The sequence below is a fragment of the Paraburkholderia sp. GAS448 genome (assembly GCF_050435685.1).
Classification (GTDB): domain Bacteria; phylum Pseudomonadota; class Gammaproteobacteria; order Burkholderiales; family Burkholderiaceae; genus Paraburkholderia.
In genome coordinates, this window is sequence record NZ_JBNDKT010000009.1 from 193880 (window position 1) to 211133 (window position 17254).

At 64.1% G+C, this 17254-nt stretch carries 11 protein-coding genes; 2 read left to right on the top strand and 9 right to left on the bottom strand.

Translation table 11 applies throughout. The annotated features are described in order from the left end of the window. Positions 1-44: 44 nt before the first annotated feature. Complete coding sequence (locus P3T23_RS18955; protein ID WP_429317683.1) at positions 45-1460, bottom strand: FAD-linked oxidase C-terminal domain-containing protein; 1416 nt, start codon at positions 1458-1460, stop codon at positions 45-47. A 166-nt stretch (positions 1461-1626) separates the two neighbouring features. On the opposite strand from P3T23_RS18955, the gene P3T23_RS18960 reads away from it, so the two are divergent. Then, positions 1627-2181, top strand: coding sequence for a cob(I)yrinic acid a,c-diamide adenosyltransferase (locus P3T23_RS18960; protein WP_429317684.1), 555 nt, complete (start codon positions 1627-1629; stop codon positions 2179-2181). Positions 2182-2281: 100 nt separating this feature from the next. Here the strand turns inward: P3T23_RS18960 and P3T23_RS18965 are convergent, their stop codons facing one another. The 6 genes from P3T23_RS18965 to P3T23_RS18990 all read right to left on the bottom strand — a co-directional run bounded on the left by P3T23_RS18965 (position 2282) and on the right by P3T23_RS18990 (position 11381). Continuing rightward, positions 2282-2614 carry a helix-turn-helix domain-containing protein gene (locus P3T23_RS18965; RefSeq protein ID WP_429317685.1) on the bottom strand — a complete coding sequence of 111 codons (333 nt, stop codon included), beginning with the start codon at positions 2612-2614 and terminating at the stop codon, positions 2282-2284. Continuing rightward, on the bottom strand, positions 2611-2955 hold the full coding sequence (locus tag P3T23_RS18970; protein ID WP_429317686.1) for a type II toxin-antitoxin system RelE/ParE family toxin: 345 nt from the start codon (positions 2953-2955) through the stop codon (positions 2611-2613). The genes P3T23_RS18965 and P3T23_RS18970 overlap by 4 nt, the downstream gene beginning before the upstream one ends. A gap of 179 nt (positions 2956-3134) precedes the next feature. Beyond that, positions 3135-4208, bottom strand: a complete 1074-nt coding sequence (aroG, locus tag P3T23_RS18975; RefSeq protein ID WP_429317687.1) for a 3-deoxy-7-phosphoheptulonate synthase AroG — start codon at positions 4206-4208, stop codon at positions 3135-3137. 431 nt (positions 4209-4639) lie between these two features. Beyond that, positions 4640-6106, bottom strand: a complete 1467-nt coding sequence (gene tldD, locus P3T23_RS18980; RefSeq protein ID WP_429317688.1) for a metalloprotease TldD — start codon at positions 6104-6106, stop codon at positions 4640-4642. Between the two features lie 143 nt (positions 6107-6249). After that, positions 6250-7077, bottom strand: a complete 828-nt coding sequence (locus tag P3T23_RS18985) for a carbon-nitrogen hydrolase family protein (RefSeq protein ID WP_429317689.1) — start codon at positions 7075-7077, stop codon at positions 6250-6252. A gap of 125 nt (positions 7078-7202) precedes the next feature. Continuing rightward, on the bottom strand, positions 7203-11381 hold the full coding sequence (locus P3T23_RS18990; protein ID WP_429317690.1) for a YhdP family protein: 4179 nt from the start codon (positions 11379-11381) through the stop codon (positions 7203-7205). Positions 11382-11587: 206 nt separating this feature from the next. Between P3T23_RS18990 and glnE the strand changes: the two genes are divergently transcribed. Beyond that, positions 11588-14380, top strand: coding sequence for a bifunctional [glutamate--ammonia ligase]-adenylyl-L-tyrosine phosphorylase/[glutamate--ammonia-ligase] adenylyltransferase (gene glnE, locus P3T23_RS18995; protein ID WP_429317691.1), 2793 nt, complete (start codon positions 11588-11590; stop codon positions 14378-14380). Positions 14381-14406: 26 nt separating this feature from the next. On the opposite strand, the gene recN is transcribed toward glnE, so the two are convergent. Beyond that, the gene (recN, locus tag P3T23_RS19000) at positions 14407-16074 is read right to left on the bottom strand and encodes a DNA repair protein RecN (protein ID WP_429317692.1); all 1668 of its coding nucleotides are present in this window, start codon (positions 16072-16074) and stop codon (positions 14407-14409) included. A 131-nt stretch (positions 16075-16205) separates the two neighbouring features. Further along, positions 16206-17108 carry an NAD kinase gene (locus P3T23_RS19005; RefSeq protein ID WP_429317693.1) on the bottom strand — a complete coding sequence of 301 codons (903 nt, stop codon included), beginning with the start codon at positions 17106-17108 and terminating at the stop codon, positions 16206-16208. Positions 17109-17254 lie beyond the last annotated feature (146 nt).

The window sequence follows — 17254 nt, forward strand, 5'->3', positions numbered from 1 at the left end:
CTTCAATGGGCGCACGGTCGTGTGAAGCCGGTTCGCCCGTCGGGTCATGCCGCCCAGGAAAAAATCTTGCCCGGGTTCATCAGGTTGTGTGGATCGAGCGCGTGCTTGATGGCGCGCATCGTATCGACCGTATCTTCTCCGTGTTCTTCGATCAGGAAACCCATCTTGTGCAGCCCGACGCCATGCTCGCCCGTGCAGGTGCCGTCCATCCGCAACGCCCGTTCAACAATCCGGTGATTGAGCCTTTCCGCCTCGACGAGCTCCTCGGGCTTGTTCGGGTCGATCAGGATCGCTACGTGGAAATTGCCGTCGCCGACGTGGCCGACGATCGGGCAGGGCAGAGGCGAAGCCTTCAGGTCGCGCTCGGTCTCGACGACGCATTCCGCGAGGCGTGAGATCGGAACGCAGACGTCGGTCGTGACCGCGCGGCAGCCAGGCTTGAGTTGCAGCATCGCGAAGTAGGCACTGTGACGCGCATTCCACAGGCGGCTGCGGTCTTCGAGGCGCGTGGCCCATTCGAAGCCTTCGCCGGCGTTCTGCGCGGCGATTTCCTGTACGAGTTCGGCCTGTTCTTTTACGCCGGCTTCGGTGCCGTGAAACTCGAAGAAGAGCGTGGGCGCCTCGCGCAGCGTCAGATTCGAATGCCGGTTGATCGAGCGGATCGCAAGCGAATCGACGAACTCGACGCGTGCAATCGGCACGCCGATCTGGATTGTTTCAATGACGGCGCGCACCGCGTCGCCCATCGACGGGAACGTGCACACCGCCGCCGATACGGCCTCGGGCTGCGGATAGAGCCGCACGGTGATTTCGGTGATGATGCCAAGCGTGCCTTCGGAGCCGACAAAAAGGCGTGTCAGGTCATAGCCCGCCGAGGATTTGCGGGCACGCGTGCCGGTCTTGATGACGCGGCCGTCCGCAAGCACGACCGTCAGCCCCAGGACATTCTCGCGCATCGTGCCGTAGCGCACGGCATTGGTGCCCGACGCTCGCGTCGCCGACATGCCGCCGATGCTCGCATCCGCCCCGGGATCGATCGGAAAGAAGAGGCCCGTATCGCGTAACGCTTCATTGAGTTGCTTGCGCGAGATGCCGGGTTCGACGGTGACAGTCAGATCTTCCGCATTGATCGACAGCACCTGATTCATCCCGGACAGGTCGACCGACACGCCACCCTGCACCGCCAGCAGATGCCCTTCGAGCGAAGACCCGTTGCCGTAGGGGATGACCGGCACGTTGTACCGGGCGCACAGTTTCACGATGGTCTGCACTTCGTCCGTCGTGTGTGCGAAGACGACAGCGTCGGGCAACTGCGGATCGAATGGGGATTCGTCGCGGCCATGATGGGCACGCACGGCGTCGGAAATCGAAGCGCGCTCGGCGAACGCAGCCTTGAGCGAATCAAGCAGTTCAGCGGGGAACGGACGGCGCAGCGATGCCGGCGGCACGGGATGATTCACGCATGTCTCCTGAAGGCGGGCAGCTATGGTGCTGGTTGGTTCATTTTACGCCGATACCCTTGCGGCGGGCGCGGCCGCTGGCCGGGAACCTATAATGGCTGCGACGGTACGATGCGTATGCGCAATGCATCGACTGCAGACAGGCAGCGCATCGACAGGAGGCATCATGGGCAACCGCTTGAGCAAGATCGCCACTCGCACCGGCGACGACGGCACCACGGGTCTTGGCGACGGTCGCCGCGTACGCAAGAACGACGCGCGGATTGCCGCCATCGGCGACGTTGACGAGCTGAACTCGAACCTCGGCGTGTTGCTGTGCGAAAAGCTGCCGGGCGATGTGCGAGACGCATTGATCGCCATCCAGCATGACCTGTTCGACCTGGGTGGCGAACTTTGCATACCCGGTCATACGATGATCGCCGACACACACCTGGCCCAGCTCGACACCTGGCTCGCCGACTACAACGCAACTTTGCCCCCACTAAAGGAATTCATCCTGCCCGGCGGGTCGCGCAGCGCTGCACTCGCGCACGTCTGCCGGACCGTGTGCCGTCGTGCTGAACGATCGATTGTCGCGCTTGGCCAGGTCGAGAGGGTCAACGCGGCGCCGCGTCAGTATGTGAATCGTCTGTCAGATCTGCTGTTCGTGCTGGCTCGCGTGCTGAACCGCGTGGATGGTGGCACCGATGTGCTTTGGCAGCACGACCGTGGGGCGACATAGGCAGGCGTGCGGCAACTGCATGGCAAGCGCGCGGTAGTGGCGAGCCAGCAGCGAGCAAAGTACTAGCCCAGTCCAGATCGGCCTCGCCGCAGCGCGCGAATCAACCGACCGCGAGCGTGACCGGCTTGCCGATGCGGCTCATCATTTCCACGAGGGTGTCAATGGTGAATTTTGCGGTCTTCCTGTTGACCACATCGGAGACACGTGGCCGCGAGACCATGAGGATCTCTGCGGCTTCTGCCTGCTTCAGGTGATGCTGTTCGATCCAGCTCGACAGCTCGGTCATCAACTGTTCTTTCAGCAGCCGGGTGTCGTTGATCTGCTTCTGCGATGCGGCGTGGAGACGCTCTGCCTCGTCGGGCGGGAAGCCGAGTTCCAGGAACAGATTTGCACCTGGCTTCGTGACGTGGCGGACCTTGGTGTCGATCGTCATTGCTGTACCTCTCTAACGTTGGCCACGGCGCGATAGCGCGCCGCGGCAATATCCCTGTCCTGTTTGCTGGTTGCCTGCGTGGTTTTCCTGAAGCAATGCAGGACGTACACCGCTTTCACGAATTTCGCTACGTACATCACGCGATAAATGCCGTCACTTTCCCGAATGCGTATTTCGCGGGTGCCTGCACCTACCGCATCGAACGGCTTCCAGTCGTCTGGATCCAGACCCGCCTGCACCTTACCTAACTGGAAACCGGCCTGCCGCCGTGGTTCATCGGGGAATGCCAGCAGGTCGGCATAAGCGGAGCCCACCCAGCGAATCTCTTTTTCCTGCTCCATGGACACCCTCTATGTATAAAAGTTTATACGCGACTCCGGATACGGTCAAGAGACATCCGATCCGACCATTGGCAGTCACGATAAAGGGGCGATGCATGGGCAACAATTCGGCCGTCCGGCCAACAAAAAGCCCGGCGAGGAGCCGGGCCTGTCACTGCCAGATGAGGCGCTGACCGCGCTCAGTTTCCGCTTCCGCGTGCGACACGGCGCTGTCTTACCGCCTCGGCGAGTCCTTCCAGTACGCCGACGCTTTCGTCCCAGCCGATGCAGGCGTCCGTGATGCTCTGACCGTATGTCAGCGCGCAGCCTTCCTGCAGATCCTGGCGCCCCGCGACGAGATGGGATTCCACCATCACGCCGACAATTCGTTCGTCGCCCGCGCTGATCTGCCGGCCGATATCCGCGCATACCGGAATCTGGTTCTCGTGCTTCTTCGAGCTGTTCGCGTGGCTTGCGTCGATCATCAGACGCGCGGCGAGCCCCGCCTTGCCGATGTCGGCGCACGCGGCATTGACGCTGTCTGCGTCGTAGTTCGGCGTCTTGCCGCCGCGCAGGATGATGTGGCAGTCCTCGTTGCCGGCCGTCGAGACGATCGCCGAATGGCCGCCCTTCGTCACCGACAGGAAATGGTGCGGTTGCGACGCGGCCTTGATCGCGTCGACGGCGATCTTCACGTTGCCGTCGGTGCCGTTCTTGAAGCCGACCGGGCAGGAAAGTCCAGAAGCGAGTTCGCGATGCACCTGCGACTCGGTCGTGCGCGCGCCGATTGCGCCCCACGAGATCAGGTCGGCGATGTATTGCGGGCTGATCATGTCGAGGTATTCGGTGCCGGCCGGCAGGCCGAGTTCGTTGATACGCAGCAGCAGTTCGCGTGCGGTGCGCAGGCCGTCGTTGATCTTGAAGCTGTTGTCCATGTACGGGTCGTTGATGAGACCCTTCCAGCCCACCGTCGTGCGCGGCTTTTCGAAGTACACGCGCATCACGATTTCCATCTCGCCCGCGAAGCGTTTGCGTTGCTCGACGAGACGGCCCGCGTATTCGAGCGCAGCCTTCGTATCGTGAATCGAGCACGGCCCGACGATCACGATCAGCCGGTCGTCCATGCCGTGCAGGATCCGGTGCATCGCCTGACGTGCGTTGTAGATCAGGTTCGACACGTTTTCGTCGAGCGCGAATTCGCGGATCAGATGCGCGGGCGGCGTCAGTTCTTTCAATTCGCGAATGCGGACATCGTCAGTATTGTGCGGGGGCATGGTTGTTCTCCTGGATCTGGTTTGTAGCGTGTTCGCGCGGACAAAAGCAGGACGGCCGCAGCGGACTCAATTCAAAATTCGGTTCAAAAATGCAAAAAAGGGTCCGACAGCAAAAGCGGAAACTGGCCAAAAATCAGCTAACAGCGGTTGTGAACGACGAAAAAAAACCGCCAGACTCGCTGGCGGTTTTTCGGGAATTCTCGGTGTCTTACGTGCACTAACACCCCTCTCGATCCGCCAGCGGTCTGAGATGCCAGAAAAAATAAAAGTAAAACCTGGTGGCGGACATGGCGAGAAGAAGGTCGCTCATCGAAAAAGGTTGACTGGCTTTATAACCCGCTCAGGCTCGGGTGACAAGCTGGGACATCCAAAAATGCGGATAATCCGCACATTTCTGGCGAAAATTGCACGAAATGTGCGTGATCATTCGATCAGACCGTTCCGCCGACCGTCATCCGGTCGATGCGCAGCGTCGGCTGGCCGACGCCGACCGGCACGCTCTGGCCTTCCTTGCCGCAGACGCCGACGCCGGTATCCAGCGCCATGTCGTTGCCGATCATGCTGACGAACTTGAGCGACTCCGGCCCGCTGCCAATCAGCGTCGCGCCCTTGACCGGATAGCTGATCTTGCCGTTCTCGATCATGTAAGCCTCAGAGGCCGAAAACACGAACTTGCCGTTCGTGATGTCGACCTGGCCGCCGCCAAAATTCACCGCATACAGGCCGTTCTTCACCGACGCGATGATTTCCTGCGGATCCTTGTCGCCGTTGAGCATATAGGTGTTGGTCATGCGCGGCATCGGCAGCGCGGCGTACGACTCGCGGCGCGCGTTGCCGGTCACAGGCATCTTCATCAGGCGTGCGTTCAGCGTGTCCTGGATGTAGCCCTTCAGGATGCCGTCCTCGATGAGCGTCGTGCACTGGGTCGGGTTGCCTTCGTCGTCGATGTTGAGCGAGCCGCGGCGATTCGGCAGCGTACCGTCGTCGACGACCGTGACGCCCTTCGCTGCAACCCGCTCGCCGATACGGCCGGCAAACGCCGACGATCCCTTGCGGTTGAAGTCGCCCTCGAGGCCGTGGCCAATTGCTTCGTGCAGCAGCACGCCCGGCCAGCCCGGTCCGAGCACGACGGTCATGGCGCCCGCCGGCGCCGGGCGCGCGTCGAGGTTCACCAGCGCCGCGTGCACGGCGTCGTCGACGTAGCGCGACAGCACTTCGTCGGTGAAATAGCCGTAGTCGAAGCGTCCGCCGCCGCCGCCGCTGCCGATTTCGCGGCGGCCGTTCTGTTCGGCGATGACCGTGACCGACACCCGCACGAGCGGGCGAATGTCAGCGGCCAGCGCACCGTCGCTGCGCGCGACCAGCACGACGTCATATTCACCGGCGAGGCCCGCCATCACCTGCTTGATGCGCGGATCGCGGCCACGCGCCATCTGTTCGATGCGTTCGAGCAGCTTGACCTTGGCGGTTGCGTCGAGCGAATGCAGCGGGTCGGACGGCAGGTACAGATCGCGCCCGGCGATGCCGGTCAGCGACGACGCCACCTTCACCTTCTGCTTGCCGCCGCCGGCCTTCGCAATCGCGCGGGTGGCGATCGCAGCCTGGCGGATCGCTTCGGGCGACAGGTCGTCCGAATAGGCGAACGCCGTCCGGTCGCCGGACACGGCGCGCACGCCGACGCCCTGATCGATGCTGAAGCTACCGGATTTGACGATGCCTTCCTCGAGGCTCCACGCTTCGCTGCGCGTCGCCTGGAAATACAGGTCGGCGTAGTCGATGCGATGCGTGAAGATTTCCGCGAGCGTGCGGGTCAAAACGCCTTCGTCGAGGCCATACGGCGTGAGCAGCACGTCCTTGGCGGTCGCGAGGTTACGGATACCGGGTTCGATGATATTCATGCGAGGTCAGTTCTTCTCGATGCGAGGGATTCGGTTGGGAGCATGCCTTAGGTTCACGTCAGGGTCACTTCACAGTCGCTAGATGGATGTTTGGCGCGCCGCTTTCAAGGTCAGCTAAAGGTCCGCTAAAGGTCAGGTGAGGTTCAGGTAAGGACGCGGTGCCGCCAGGCGGGCAGGCTCTGGCGGACCTCGTCGATGCGGGTGCGATCGAGATTGCCGGCGACCACGCCTGCACCCTCGTCACGTACCGCGACAATTTCGCCCCAGGGGTCGATCAACATACTGTGGCCCCATGTACGGCGACCGTTTTCGTGCTTGCCGCCCTGTGCGGCGGCGAGCACATAACACTGGTTTTCGACCGCTCTCGCGCGCAGCAGCGTTTCCCAGTGCGCGCGGCCGGTTGTGTAAGTGAAGGCGGACGGCACCACGATCAGCGCGCAGTCGCCCATGCGCCGGTACAGTTCCGGAAAGCGCAGATCGTAGCAGACGGACAGGCCCACCCGGCCAAACGGAGCGTCGAAGGTGCGTACATCCTCACCGGGACGGATCGTGCGCGCCTCGTCGAACGATTCGTCGCCTTTCTCGAAGCTGAACAGGTGGATCTTGTCGTAGCGCGCGACCTCGTTGCCCTGCGGGTCGAATACGAGTGTCGTGTTCAGCACGCGCGAAGGTTCCGGCGCCGTCAGCGGTAGCGTGCCGCCAATTATCCAGACGCCGTGGCGCCGTGCCGCATCCACCAGAAAACGCTGGATCGGGCCGTCGCCGTATGCTTCGCGGACCGTCAGCTTGTCGGTGTCCTTGAAACCCATGAAGCAGAAATATTCGGGCAGCAGCACAAGTTGCGCGCCATCCGCGGCGGCTTCCGCGATAAGCCGTTCGGCCTCGGCAAGGTTCCGGTCGCGCTCGGGCGTGCTGACCATCTGCAGCGCAGCGACGCGACAGGTCGATGTTGGGGCGTATTGGTCGCTCATGAGCGTTTTGAAAGACTCCCGGCAAGGCGACGCGAACTGCGCGCCGCGGACTGCAAACCATGGCTATGTTGTGACCGGGCCCGTCCACCGCGAGAAGCCCCGTGCAGCAGGGGCCCGATCAGCGCTCAGTGGACGGCCGTCGGAGCCGGAGCGTTCATATTACCGCGATCGTGGTTGACCCGCTCAACGTGCGGATGCGCCCAGGAGCCGGTGATCGCATACTCCATGGTGAACGCCCTGCTGACCGAGTGATACAGCGCCACGTCCGCGATCAGTGCGCCGAGTCCGAACAGCGGGTTGATGATCGCTGCCGCGACGACGCCGGCGCCGAGGTCTACCGTCGGGACGATGTGGACGTGCAGATCCTGCGTCTCCTGTGCAAGGTCGATGACGCCTGTCATCTGGGTGCGGGCAGGCGCCGTGATCATCTGGAAGTTGTCCGTGCGACCGATACCGTTTTCGATGCCTACGGTCCCCGTCACCGTCGAGAATGGCAGGCCCTCACCGATCGCATCGCCGAAATTGAGCGTCGCGAAGCGCACGAGGCTTTGCAGGCTCAGCACGCCGAGCAGCCTCGCGAGACCCGGGTCGACTTTCAGGATCTGTCCGTGACGCAGGTCGACCGCGAGGTTGCCGTCCAGCGTCGGGAAATCGATCACGTTCGGGCTGCCGCGCCAGTCGAGCTTGCCCGACAGCACGCCGGAACCGCCCTTGAGCACGCGCGGGCGGCCGGCGCGCTCGAGCAACGCGCCAGCGTCGTTGACGTGAAGGACGAAATCGAGTTCGGTGTGGTGCGGCGGGACCTCGTCGGTATTGGCGCCGAGGCTGCGCTCGGTGCGCCAGTTCGCCGTGGCGATCAGCGACGCGTCCGGATTGGTGATGTCGAGCTTGTCCAGTTGCCAGACGGGTACGCCGTCTTCCTCGAAATTGTGCGCATCGACTTCAAGCCGGCCGAAGTTGTGATCGCGGACGATAAACTCGTTCACGATCAGGTCGATCGACGGCAGGTTTCTCGCGGGCGCGGACATCGCCCGGCCGAGCAGGTCGTTCTGGGGCACCGAGGGAATCACGAGGCGCGCGAGGCGTGCATGCAGCGTGCCCGGCGAGTCCGGCGTGGCCCCCGGCAGCCACGATACATGGCCTGAAACCTGATTCGATGCGATGTTTGCCTGCCACTTGTGATCTTCGGTCGATGCCCCGACGATCAAATTTTCCCAGTGGCGCTTGAGCAGCGTCAGTGTGCCGATGTGGACCGCGAAGCGCGTCGGCATGAACTGCGCGGCCACTTTGTTGGGGATGCCGGGCTGTACCGCGTCCTTGCTGCCGCTGCGCATCTGGGCAAAAAGCGCGCGCCACGCGTCGGCGTCGAACTCGTCGAGGTCGACCGCTGCGGTGACGCCTTCGGACGGCAGATCAGCCGGTTTGTTCACGCCGATTGCGCCCCGCACGACGGTCAGCGGCTGGTTCGGTTCATGGCGCAGCAGGTACGCGGCCTTGACCTGTCCGAAAGTCAGGTCGGCGCGCTGAAGCCCTGCGTCGACAGAGCTGGTGGGCGGATGGAACACGAAGTGCAGGGGTATCTTCTTGCCGAGCGGCTTGTTAAAGGGGGCGGGAAAATTGAGCGCAAGGCCGGTCAGGTCGGAATTCGCGGTCACGTCGGGCAGGCGGCCTCTGGCACCGCGCATACTCACCTGATAAGGCGCGCTGCCGCTCATGTGCGTGAGCGCCTGCTCGGCCGGGCCGTGCAGGTCGAGGCCGCGCGCCGCCTCGACGGCAATCTGGCCGTCGATATCGAATGCATAGGTGCCGTCCTGTCGCAAGCCACCGTTCGCGTGCACCGGGCCGCCGAGAAAGCGGGCCGACAGCCGGTCGGTCGCTGCGGTGTGCTCCGTAAACCGGACCCGGCCGTTGAGCTGCGATAGGGGCGGTACGTTATTCATCGTCAGCCGGTTGTTCTGGAAGCCGACTGCGCCTTCGACAGCGATATGCGGCTTCGGCGTGCGCGGCACAGTGAGCTTGAGGGCCAGCGTTGCACCGCCTTCGGCACGGACCTTTTCGGCGGCGTGTTTCGAGAGGCCGCCGATCGCGCTGTTGTTCGCGTAGTCCAGCATGTCGGCGAGCGGACCGCGGCCGTTGCCCGTGATCACAAGGCTCGACGCTTTCGTTCCTAGATCGTCGATCTTCCCCGTCACCCTCCCTAGCGCGACACGTTTGTAGCGAGCGCGGTCGACGTCGAATCGCAGCACGTTCTCCTTCAGTTCGAACGTGCCGTTGATGTTGTCGAGCGCCGGCCAGACGTTCGGCGTGCCGTTCCTGAGTGTCCTGGGCGGATACGGCGACGGGTCGAACCTTGCGTTGCTGAAAGGCGCGACGATGCGGAAGATGCCGGCGGTCGGATCGCGCGAATAGGGGAATTTCTCGAGATTGCCATGCACCTCGATCGTCCCGCCACGCGACGTGCCGGCCTGCAGCCCGTGTCCCAGATAGATGCGTAGTTTTTCGCTGATGCTGGTCGGCAGGTAGCGGACGATGCGCGGCACGGCCGCGCGCTCGAAATCGGCCTTCAGTTCGAGCGCACCGCGCCCGTGGCCGGGGTTCGTGTAGTACGCGGTAAGCTTCGCGGCAGCGTCGGCGTTGGAGACACGGAAGTCGGGCACGGTTATCGCAACGGATTTGTGCTGCTCGCCCGGTGCGGTCGGCTTGATATCCCATCTGACGTGTCCGCTCATACGGTCGAACGTGAGGCGCGGATCGTCGAATACACCCGGCATCGTCACGGCCACATGGGCCGTGTTGATCGCCAGCGCGCCATGGTTTTCATCGGCGTCGACCTTGCCCCACAAATTTTCGACACCTGGAACGCCCGCCCGCGGGTGGTTGAGCTTCGTCAGGCCGGGCGGCGGTTCCTGGGCCGCGATGCTGATACCCTGCAGATCGCCCTTGAACCGGTAACGCAAGATCGGTTCGGCACCCTGCGCACGCTGCTCGGCAGCGGCCTCGCCGGATTCGGGCTTTTCGCGCTCGACGTCGATCACATAGTTCGCTACCAGCCCGCGCGGATTGAAACGCACGAGTTCGCTTAACAGTTTGCCCGGCAGCGGTAGCGCGCGGCTGAATTCCGCGAGCACACCAAGATCGACACGATCGCCCTTGATGCTGATCAGCTGGCCATACTGCACGCTCGGGATGCGATAGCGGGCGGTTAGCGTCGACAGCGCCAGATTGCGCGTGACCGGCGTGCCGTCATCGAGTGGCGGCTGGCCGAGTTCGGCGTTGAAGTCGCTGAGCTGGAGGTTAAAGTCGCGCTCCTCCAGATTCACCTTCCAGGTGAAATGCGCGACTGGCACGTCGAGTTTCGGTTGCGTAGCGCGAACGCGCAAGGCAATGTCGCTGCCCGCAAGCTGCCCGTCCGCGGAAGTCATGCGACCTTCCGCGAATTCAATCCAGATCGAATTGTCGATGCGGCCCGCGAAGACTTCGAACGGGAAATCCATGTAGCGCGCCAGCGTGGGCAGATCGACGGGGCCGGTGGACAGATACGCCTCACCTTTCCAGTTGACCGGCTTGCCGACGGAAGTCAGCCGCGCTTGACGGAAGTGCGCCCGGAAGTCGAGCGGGCCGTGCAGCACCGTACCCTCGGCGGGGGCCTGGAGTGCGAAGCGGTGTTCGTAACCGTCGTTGAGGATCGCAAGCCGGATGTCCTGCAGCGCAAGGTCTGGGGCTTTGTGCCGCGCGTCGCGCCAGCGGAGCGTGCCGCCGCGCAGAATGATCGCCTGCTGCTGGAGCAACCAGGTGGTGAACGTGGCGTTGCCCGTGCGCCGGGTCGGAAGCTGGACGCCGGCTACCGACAGCGCGCCGTCGTTCGATCGTGCAACCAGCAGGTCCGGCTTGTCGACGACGAGGCTCGATAGCACTGGCGCGAGTTGCGCGAGCGATCGCCACGAGAGCGTGGCTGTGGCGTGCGGGATCGTCAGCGCGGTATTGCCGTCGCGGTCGCGGATGGTGAGATTGGTGATGTCGAGGCCAGGCTGGAAGCCTGTCCAGTGCGGTGCGAGCCTGCCGATTCTCAGTTCCGCGTGCAGCTTGTCCGAGACGATGGCTTCGATGCGCGGGCGGAACGCGTCGGCGCGTGGCAGTACGACATAGCGCAAGCCGAGGAAAAGCCCCGCCACGATGAAGTAGAGAACGAGTGCGAGGGCCAGCACCACTCGCAACGTGTGCCGCAGCACCGCATGGTCGCTCCCGCTACTGGGCCTGGCGCGTCCGGCTTTTGACGGGTCGGCGGAATCGTTTCGCTCGGACATGCTGCGACGGGTGGGCGTATGGTAGTTTTGCTGTCTGACGACGAAATGTAACACACGGGCCAGCGCCTACGGGCATCCTTTGAATCCTTTGAAAGGTCCGGCCAGCGTGGCTCGCGACGTTCGGCACTCATGTCCGCACGACTCGCGCTTCGCCTGCGCCTCGCGTGTGTCACAACCAATGAAGCAACGAGCGAGCCTGACCTTTGATGACTGACTTCACCCTGACGAGTTCCACCTGGTCGCAATACGCTGCGCGCGTGCTCGCCGGCCGTCCCGAACTCGCGTCGCACGTGGCGGCGCTGGCGGCGGCACCTGTTACGCGCGAGCGGATCGACGCGCGGCTCGATGAACTCTGTAACGCGTTGCGCGCCGCGTCCGATGCCCCGCTTACCGAGGAGGCACTTAAAAAAGCCCTGCGCCGGCTGCGCACGGAGGTCTTTTGTGCCGTGATGGAGCGCGATCTGGCACGCGAGGCCGATGTCGCCGAAGTGACCGGTACGATGACCGATCTGGCCGAAGCCACGATCCAGCGTGCGCTCGCGGTGCTGTCCGCCGATCTCGAAGTGCTCTACGGCGAGCCGCGCGGCCCTGAGAGAGAGCGGCTTGCGCTCGGCGTGGTGGGGATGGGCAAGCTGGGCGGGCGCGAACTCAACGTCTCGTCGGACATCGACCTGATCTTCGTCTACGAAGACGACGGCGAGACGGCCGGCGGCCAGCGCCCGCCGATTGCGACGCAGGATTTTTTCACGCGTCTCGGCAAGCGGCTGATCGCTGCGCTCGCGGAAGTGACCGCGGATGGCTACGTGTTTCGCGTCGACATGCGTCTGCGTCCGAACGGCGATTCCGGGCCGCTGGTGGGCAGCCTCGGCATGCTCGAAGAGTATTTCTATGTGCAGGGCCGCGAGTGGGAGCGTTACGCCTGGATCAAGGGGCGGCTCGTTTCCGAGGGCGACAGCGAGGCCGCACAGCGTCTGTCGAAACAGCTCGACACCATCGTCACGCCATTCATTTACCGGCGGTATCTGGATTTCGGCGTGATCGCCGCGATCCGGGCACTGCACCTGCAGATTCGCCAGGAAGCTCAACGCCGCGCATCGATGCGGCCGGACAAGGCTGATGACATCAAGCTCGGCCGCGGCGGCATCCGCGAGATCGAGTTCAGCGCGCAGGTGTTCCAGCTGATTCGCGGCGGCCAGGATGCCGGCTTTCGCGTGCGCCCGACGCTCCCCGTGCTGAGGCACGCAGCCGCGCAGGGGCTGATCACGCCTTCCGTCTGCGCTGACCTCTCGCAGGCCTATCGTTTCCTGCGCGAACTCGAACATCGCCTGCAATACCGCAACGACGCGCAGACGCACGCGATGCCCGTCGACGCCGGGGAGCGCGATCAGCTCGCGCATACGATGGGCTTTGACGGTTACGCCGCGCTGATGGCGGTGCTGAACGGCCATCGCGAACGCGTCGAGCTGCAGTTCGACCAGATTTTCGCCGACAAGGTGAACGGCCGCGACGGCTGCGGTGCGCCGGAAGACGGCGCGGCAGTGTGGGTGTGGAGCAGCGCGCTCGACGACGAGAGTGCGGACGAGGCGTTGCGCTCGCGTCTCGTCGAACTCGGTATCGCGGAGCCCGCGGAACTGCTGGACCGGCTGCGCGCGGTCTGGCGCTCATCGCGCTACACGGGGCTCGGTGAGCGGAGCCGGCAGCGCTTCGACATCGTTGCGCAGCGGGCGCTGGAAGCGGCGCGCACGCTGGAGCCGACCGAGAGGCGCGCGGATACGATCGCGCGTTTCTTCGACCTGCTCGAAGCCGTGAGCCGGCGGGGCGTGTATCTCGCGCTGCTGACCGAATATCCGGTCGCGCTGCATCGTGTACTGTCGGTGCTGGGCGGCTCGCGCTGGGCGGCGGGCTACCTGATCCGGCATCCGCAACTGCTCGACGAACTGCTCGACGACGAAGCGATTGCGAGCCCGTTCGACTGGCCCGAATTCAAACGCACGCTTGGCGCGCGTATCGCGGCGGCGGACGGCGTCGAACAGCAGATGGACCTGCTGCGCCACGCGCATCAGGCGGAGGTGTTCCGGATCCTGCTGATCGATCTGGCGGGACGCCTCTCTGTCGAACAGGTGAGCGACCGGCTCTCGGAACTTGCCGATGCGGTCCTCGACGTGACGCTCGAAGCGGTCTGGAAGCAGCTGGCCAAACGGCATCGCGAGGTGCCGCGCTTTGCCGTGATCGCCTACGGCAAGCTGGGCGGCAAGGAACTGGGCTACGCGTCGGATCTCGACCTCATCTTCCTGTACGACGACCCCGACGACGCGGCGGCCGACGTCTACGCCACGTTTACCCGGCGCCTGATCACCTGGCTCACGATGGCGACCGGTGCCGGCACCCTGTTCGATGTCGATCTGCGGTTGCGGCCAAACGGCGAATCCGGGCTGCTCGTCACCGATCTCGACGCGTTCCGGCGCTATCAGCTGCGTGAAGGCGACGCAGCGAACACGGCATGGGTGTGGGAACACCAGGCATTGTCGCGGGCACGTTACTGCGCGGGAGACGCGGAAATCGGCGCGCAGTTCGAGGCGATCCGCACCCAGGTCCTGACGACTCCACGCGAGGCCGCGCCGCTTGCGAAGGAAATTGTCGAGATGCGCGAGCGCGTCGAGGCGGGGCATCCGAACCGCACCGAGCTGTTCGATCTGAAACACGATCGTGGCGGGATGGTCGATATCGAATTCACGGTGCAGTACTGGGTACTGCTGCACGCGGCTCGCGATCCGGAACTGATCCGCAATACCGGCAACATTGCGCTCCTGCGCGAAGTGTCGCGCTTCGGGCTGATGAGTGAGGAAGAGGCTGAAACGGTGGGTGCGGCTTACCGGACGTATCGCAGGCTGCAGCACAAGCTGCGCCTCGACGGCATGGAGAAGGCGCGGGTGGAGCCTGAGCGTGTGACGGCCGAGCGTGCAGCGGTGCTGCGCCTCTGGAAGCGGGTGTTTGACTGAGGACAGGGCCCTCGGCCGCCACGCGCTCAGGCGGTGAGCATTTCTTTTGCGTGCTTGCGGGTGGTCGCCGTGATTTCGATGCCGCCCAGCATCCGCGCCACTTCCTCGATACGGCTGGATCTGTCGAGCGAGGTGACGCTGCTCGTCGTGCCGCCCTTGCCGTTGCCGCTCTTTGCGACCTGAAAGTGATGATCGCCGCGCGCGGCGACCTGCGGCAGGTGCGTGACGCAGAGCACCTGCCTGTCGCGGCCGAGCTGATGCAGCAAGCGCCCGACCACTTCCGCGACGCCGCCGCCAATACCCGTATCCACTTCGTCGAATATCAGCGTCGGCGTGGGGCTCGCGGTGCTTGCGATGACGGCCAGTGCGAGGCTGATCCGCGCCAGTTCGCCCCCGGACGCGACTTTCGCCAACGGCCGCAGCGGCACGCCCGCGTGACCCGCGACGCGAAACTCGATCTGCTCCATGCCATGCGCGCCGCCTTCCGGCAGCGGCACGAGCGCGACCTCGAAGCTGCCGCCCGCCATCGACAGTTCCTGCATGCCTGTCGTCACGGCCGATCCTAGCGCCTTCGCGGCTTTTGCCCGTGCCTTCGACAGCTGTTTTGCGTCGGCGACATAGGCTTCTTTCGCCCTGGCCTCGACGGCACGCAGGCTGTCGAGGTCGGCGGCGGCGTCGAGCGCGGCAAGCTGCGCCCGGCGGGCCTCGTGTTCTTCGGGCAGTGTTTCTGGCTGCAGGCGGAATTTGCGCGCCATCGAGTGCAACGCGTCGAGACGGCGGTCGACCTGGGCGAGCCGGTCGGGATCGAGTTCGAGCCGCTGCGCGTAGTGCGACAGCGAATACGCGGCTTCCTGCAACTGGATCTCGGCGGGTTCCAGTGCGGCGAGCGCATCGTTCAAGGCGGGATCGATTTCGGCAAGGTCACGCAGCTTCGAAATGATCGAGCCGAGATGCGTGATCATCGCCTCATCCGATTCGGACAGCGCCGCGAGCGCGCCCTGAACGCCGTCGATCAGGTTCGCCGAGTGCGACAGCTTGCGATGCTCTGCGTTGATCTCTTCCCATTCGCCGGGTTGCGGCGCGAGTTTGTCGAGTTCGGTCAACTGCCATGCGAGACGCTCGCGTTCGAGTTGCAGTTCGCGGTCCCGCGTCTGCGCGGTTTCGACGGCCTGTGCAGCCTCGCGCCAGCTACGCCAGGCGCGCGTCACCGAAGCGGCCGTCTCGAGCAGGCCAGCGTGGGTGTCGAACAGTTCGCGCTGCGCGTCGGGCCGCATCAGCAACTGGTGCGCGTGCTGACCGTGAATGTCGACGAGCATTTCACCCACTTCGCGCAGTTGCGCCAGTGTGGCCGGCGTACCGTTGATGAACGCGCGCGAGCGGCCGGTCGCATCGATCACCCGGCGCAGCATGACCGTGCTGCCGTGCGGGTCGTCGACGTCGGTGCCGAGCGCCTGCTCGTCGAGCCAGCGCTCGACCTCGGCGTGCGTCGCGAATTCCGCGGTAATGTCGGCGCGGCTCTCGCCGGTGCGCACGACGTTTGCGTCGGCGCGGGCGCCGAGCGCAAGGGCGAGTGCGTCGATCAGGATCGACTTGCCGGCGCCCGTTTCACCGGAAAAGACCGTAAAGCCGCTTTCGAATTCAAGATCGAGCGCGGCGACAATGACGAAGTCGCGTATCGAGAGATGGCGAAGCATGGAGTTTGGTCTGGTTGGCTGTTTTGCTGGCGAATTCGAAACGGTCGCGTCGGTCGAGTCAGTCGCGCTTGTCTGGGTAGTCAGGGCAATGAGCAGGGCAATGAGCAGGGCAATGAAGGCATTCCGGTCACTCAGGCTGGCGGGTCGTCTTCGAGCGAGGGATGTTCGTTCCAGTGCAGCTTCTTGCGAAGCGTCGCGTAGTAACTGTAGCCGACCGGATGCAGGAAGTGCACCGTATGACGCGAGCGGCGCACATCGATGGTGTCGTTCAGCTCAAGCGCGGTGAACGACTGCATGTCGAAATTCACGTTCACATCCCGCCCGGAGATGATCTGGATGCTGACCTTGCAGTCGTCAGGCAACACGATCGGCCGGTTCGACAGCGCATGCGGCGCGATGGGCACCAGCACGATGCCCTGCAACTGCGGATGCAGAATCGGCCCCGACGACGACAACGCGTAGGCCGTCGAGCCGGTTGGCGTGGCGACGATGAGGCCGTCCGAGCGCTGGTTGTACATGAAGCGTCCGTCGACATACACACGCAGTTCCGCCATCCCCGAAAAGCCGCTACGGTTGACGACGACGTCGTTGAACGCAAGCGCGTGGTAAATCGGTTCGCCGTTGCGCATGATGCGCGCCTCGAGCAGCGTCCGTTCTTCCCGTTCGAAGCTGCCCGTGAGCATCTGCGGGACGATCTCTTGCATATCGGAAATCGGAATATCGGTAATGAAGCCGAGGCGCCCGTGGTTGATGCCGATGACCGGCGTACGGTATGGCGCGAGTTGCCGCCCCATGCCCAGCATGGTGCCGTCACCGCCGAGCACGACAGCCACGTCGGCGCGCGCGCCGATTTCGGCCGGAGTTAGCGCCGGATAGTCGGTCACGCCGATTTCCTGGGCGGTGTCCGCTTCGAACACGACGTCGAACCCGCGCTTTGCTATGCACGAGGCGAGCGCCGTCAGCGGCTCGCTGATGCCGGGAGTGTTGCTGCGCCCGACGAGCGCAACGGTCCTGAACTGGCTGGTAACTTGCATGCCGGCATTACACCATAGGTATGCGTCGAAAAGAACTTTTCACATTGCACCGGGGGCGCGGTGAGCCGTGCCACGCCGCGCCCTGCATCGGACGCTGGCTGGACGGAGTGCGCTTGCCCGGCCCGGGCAGGTTTGTCGTTAGAATG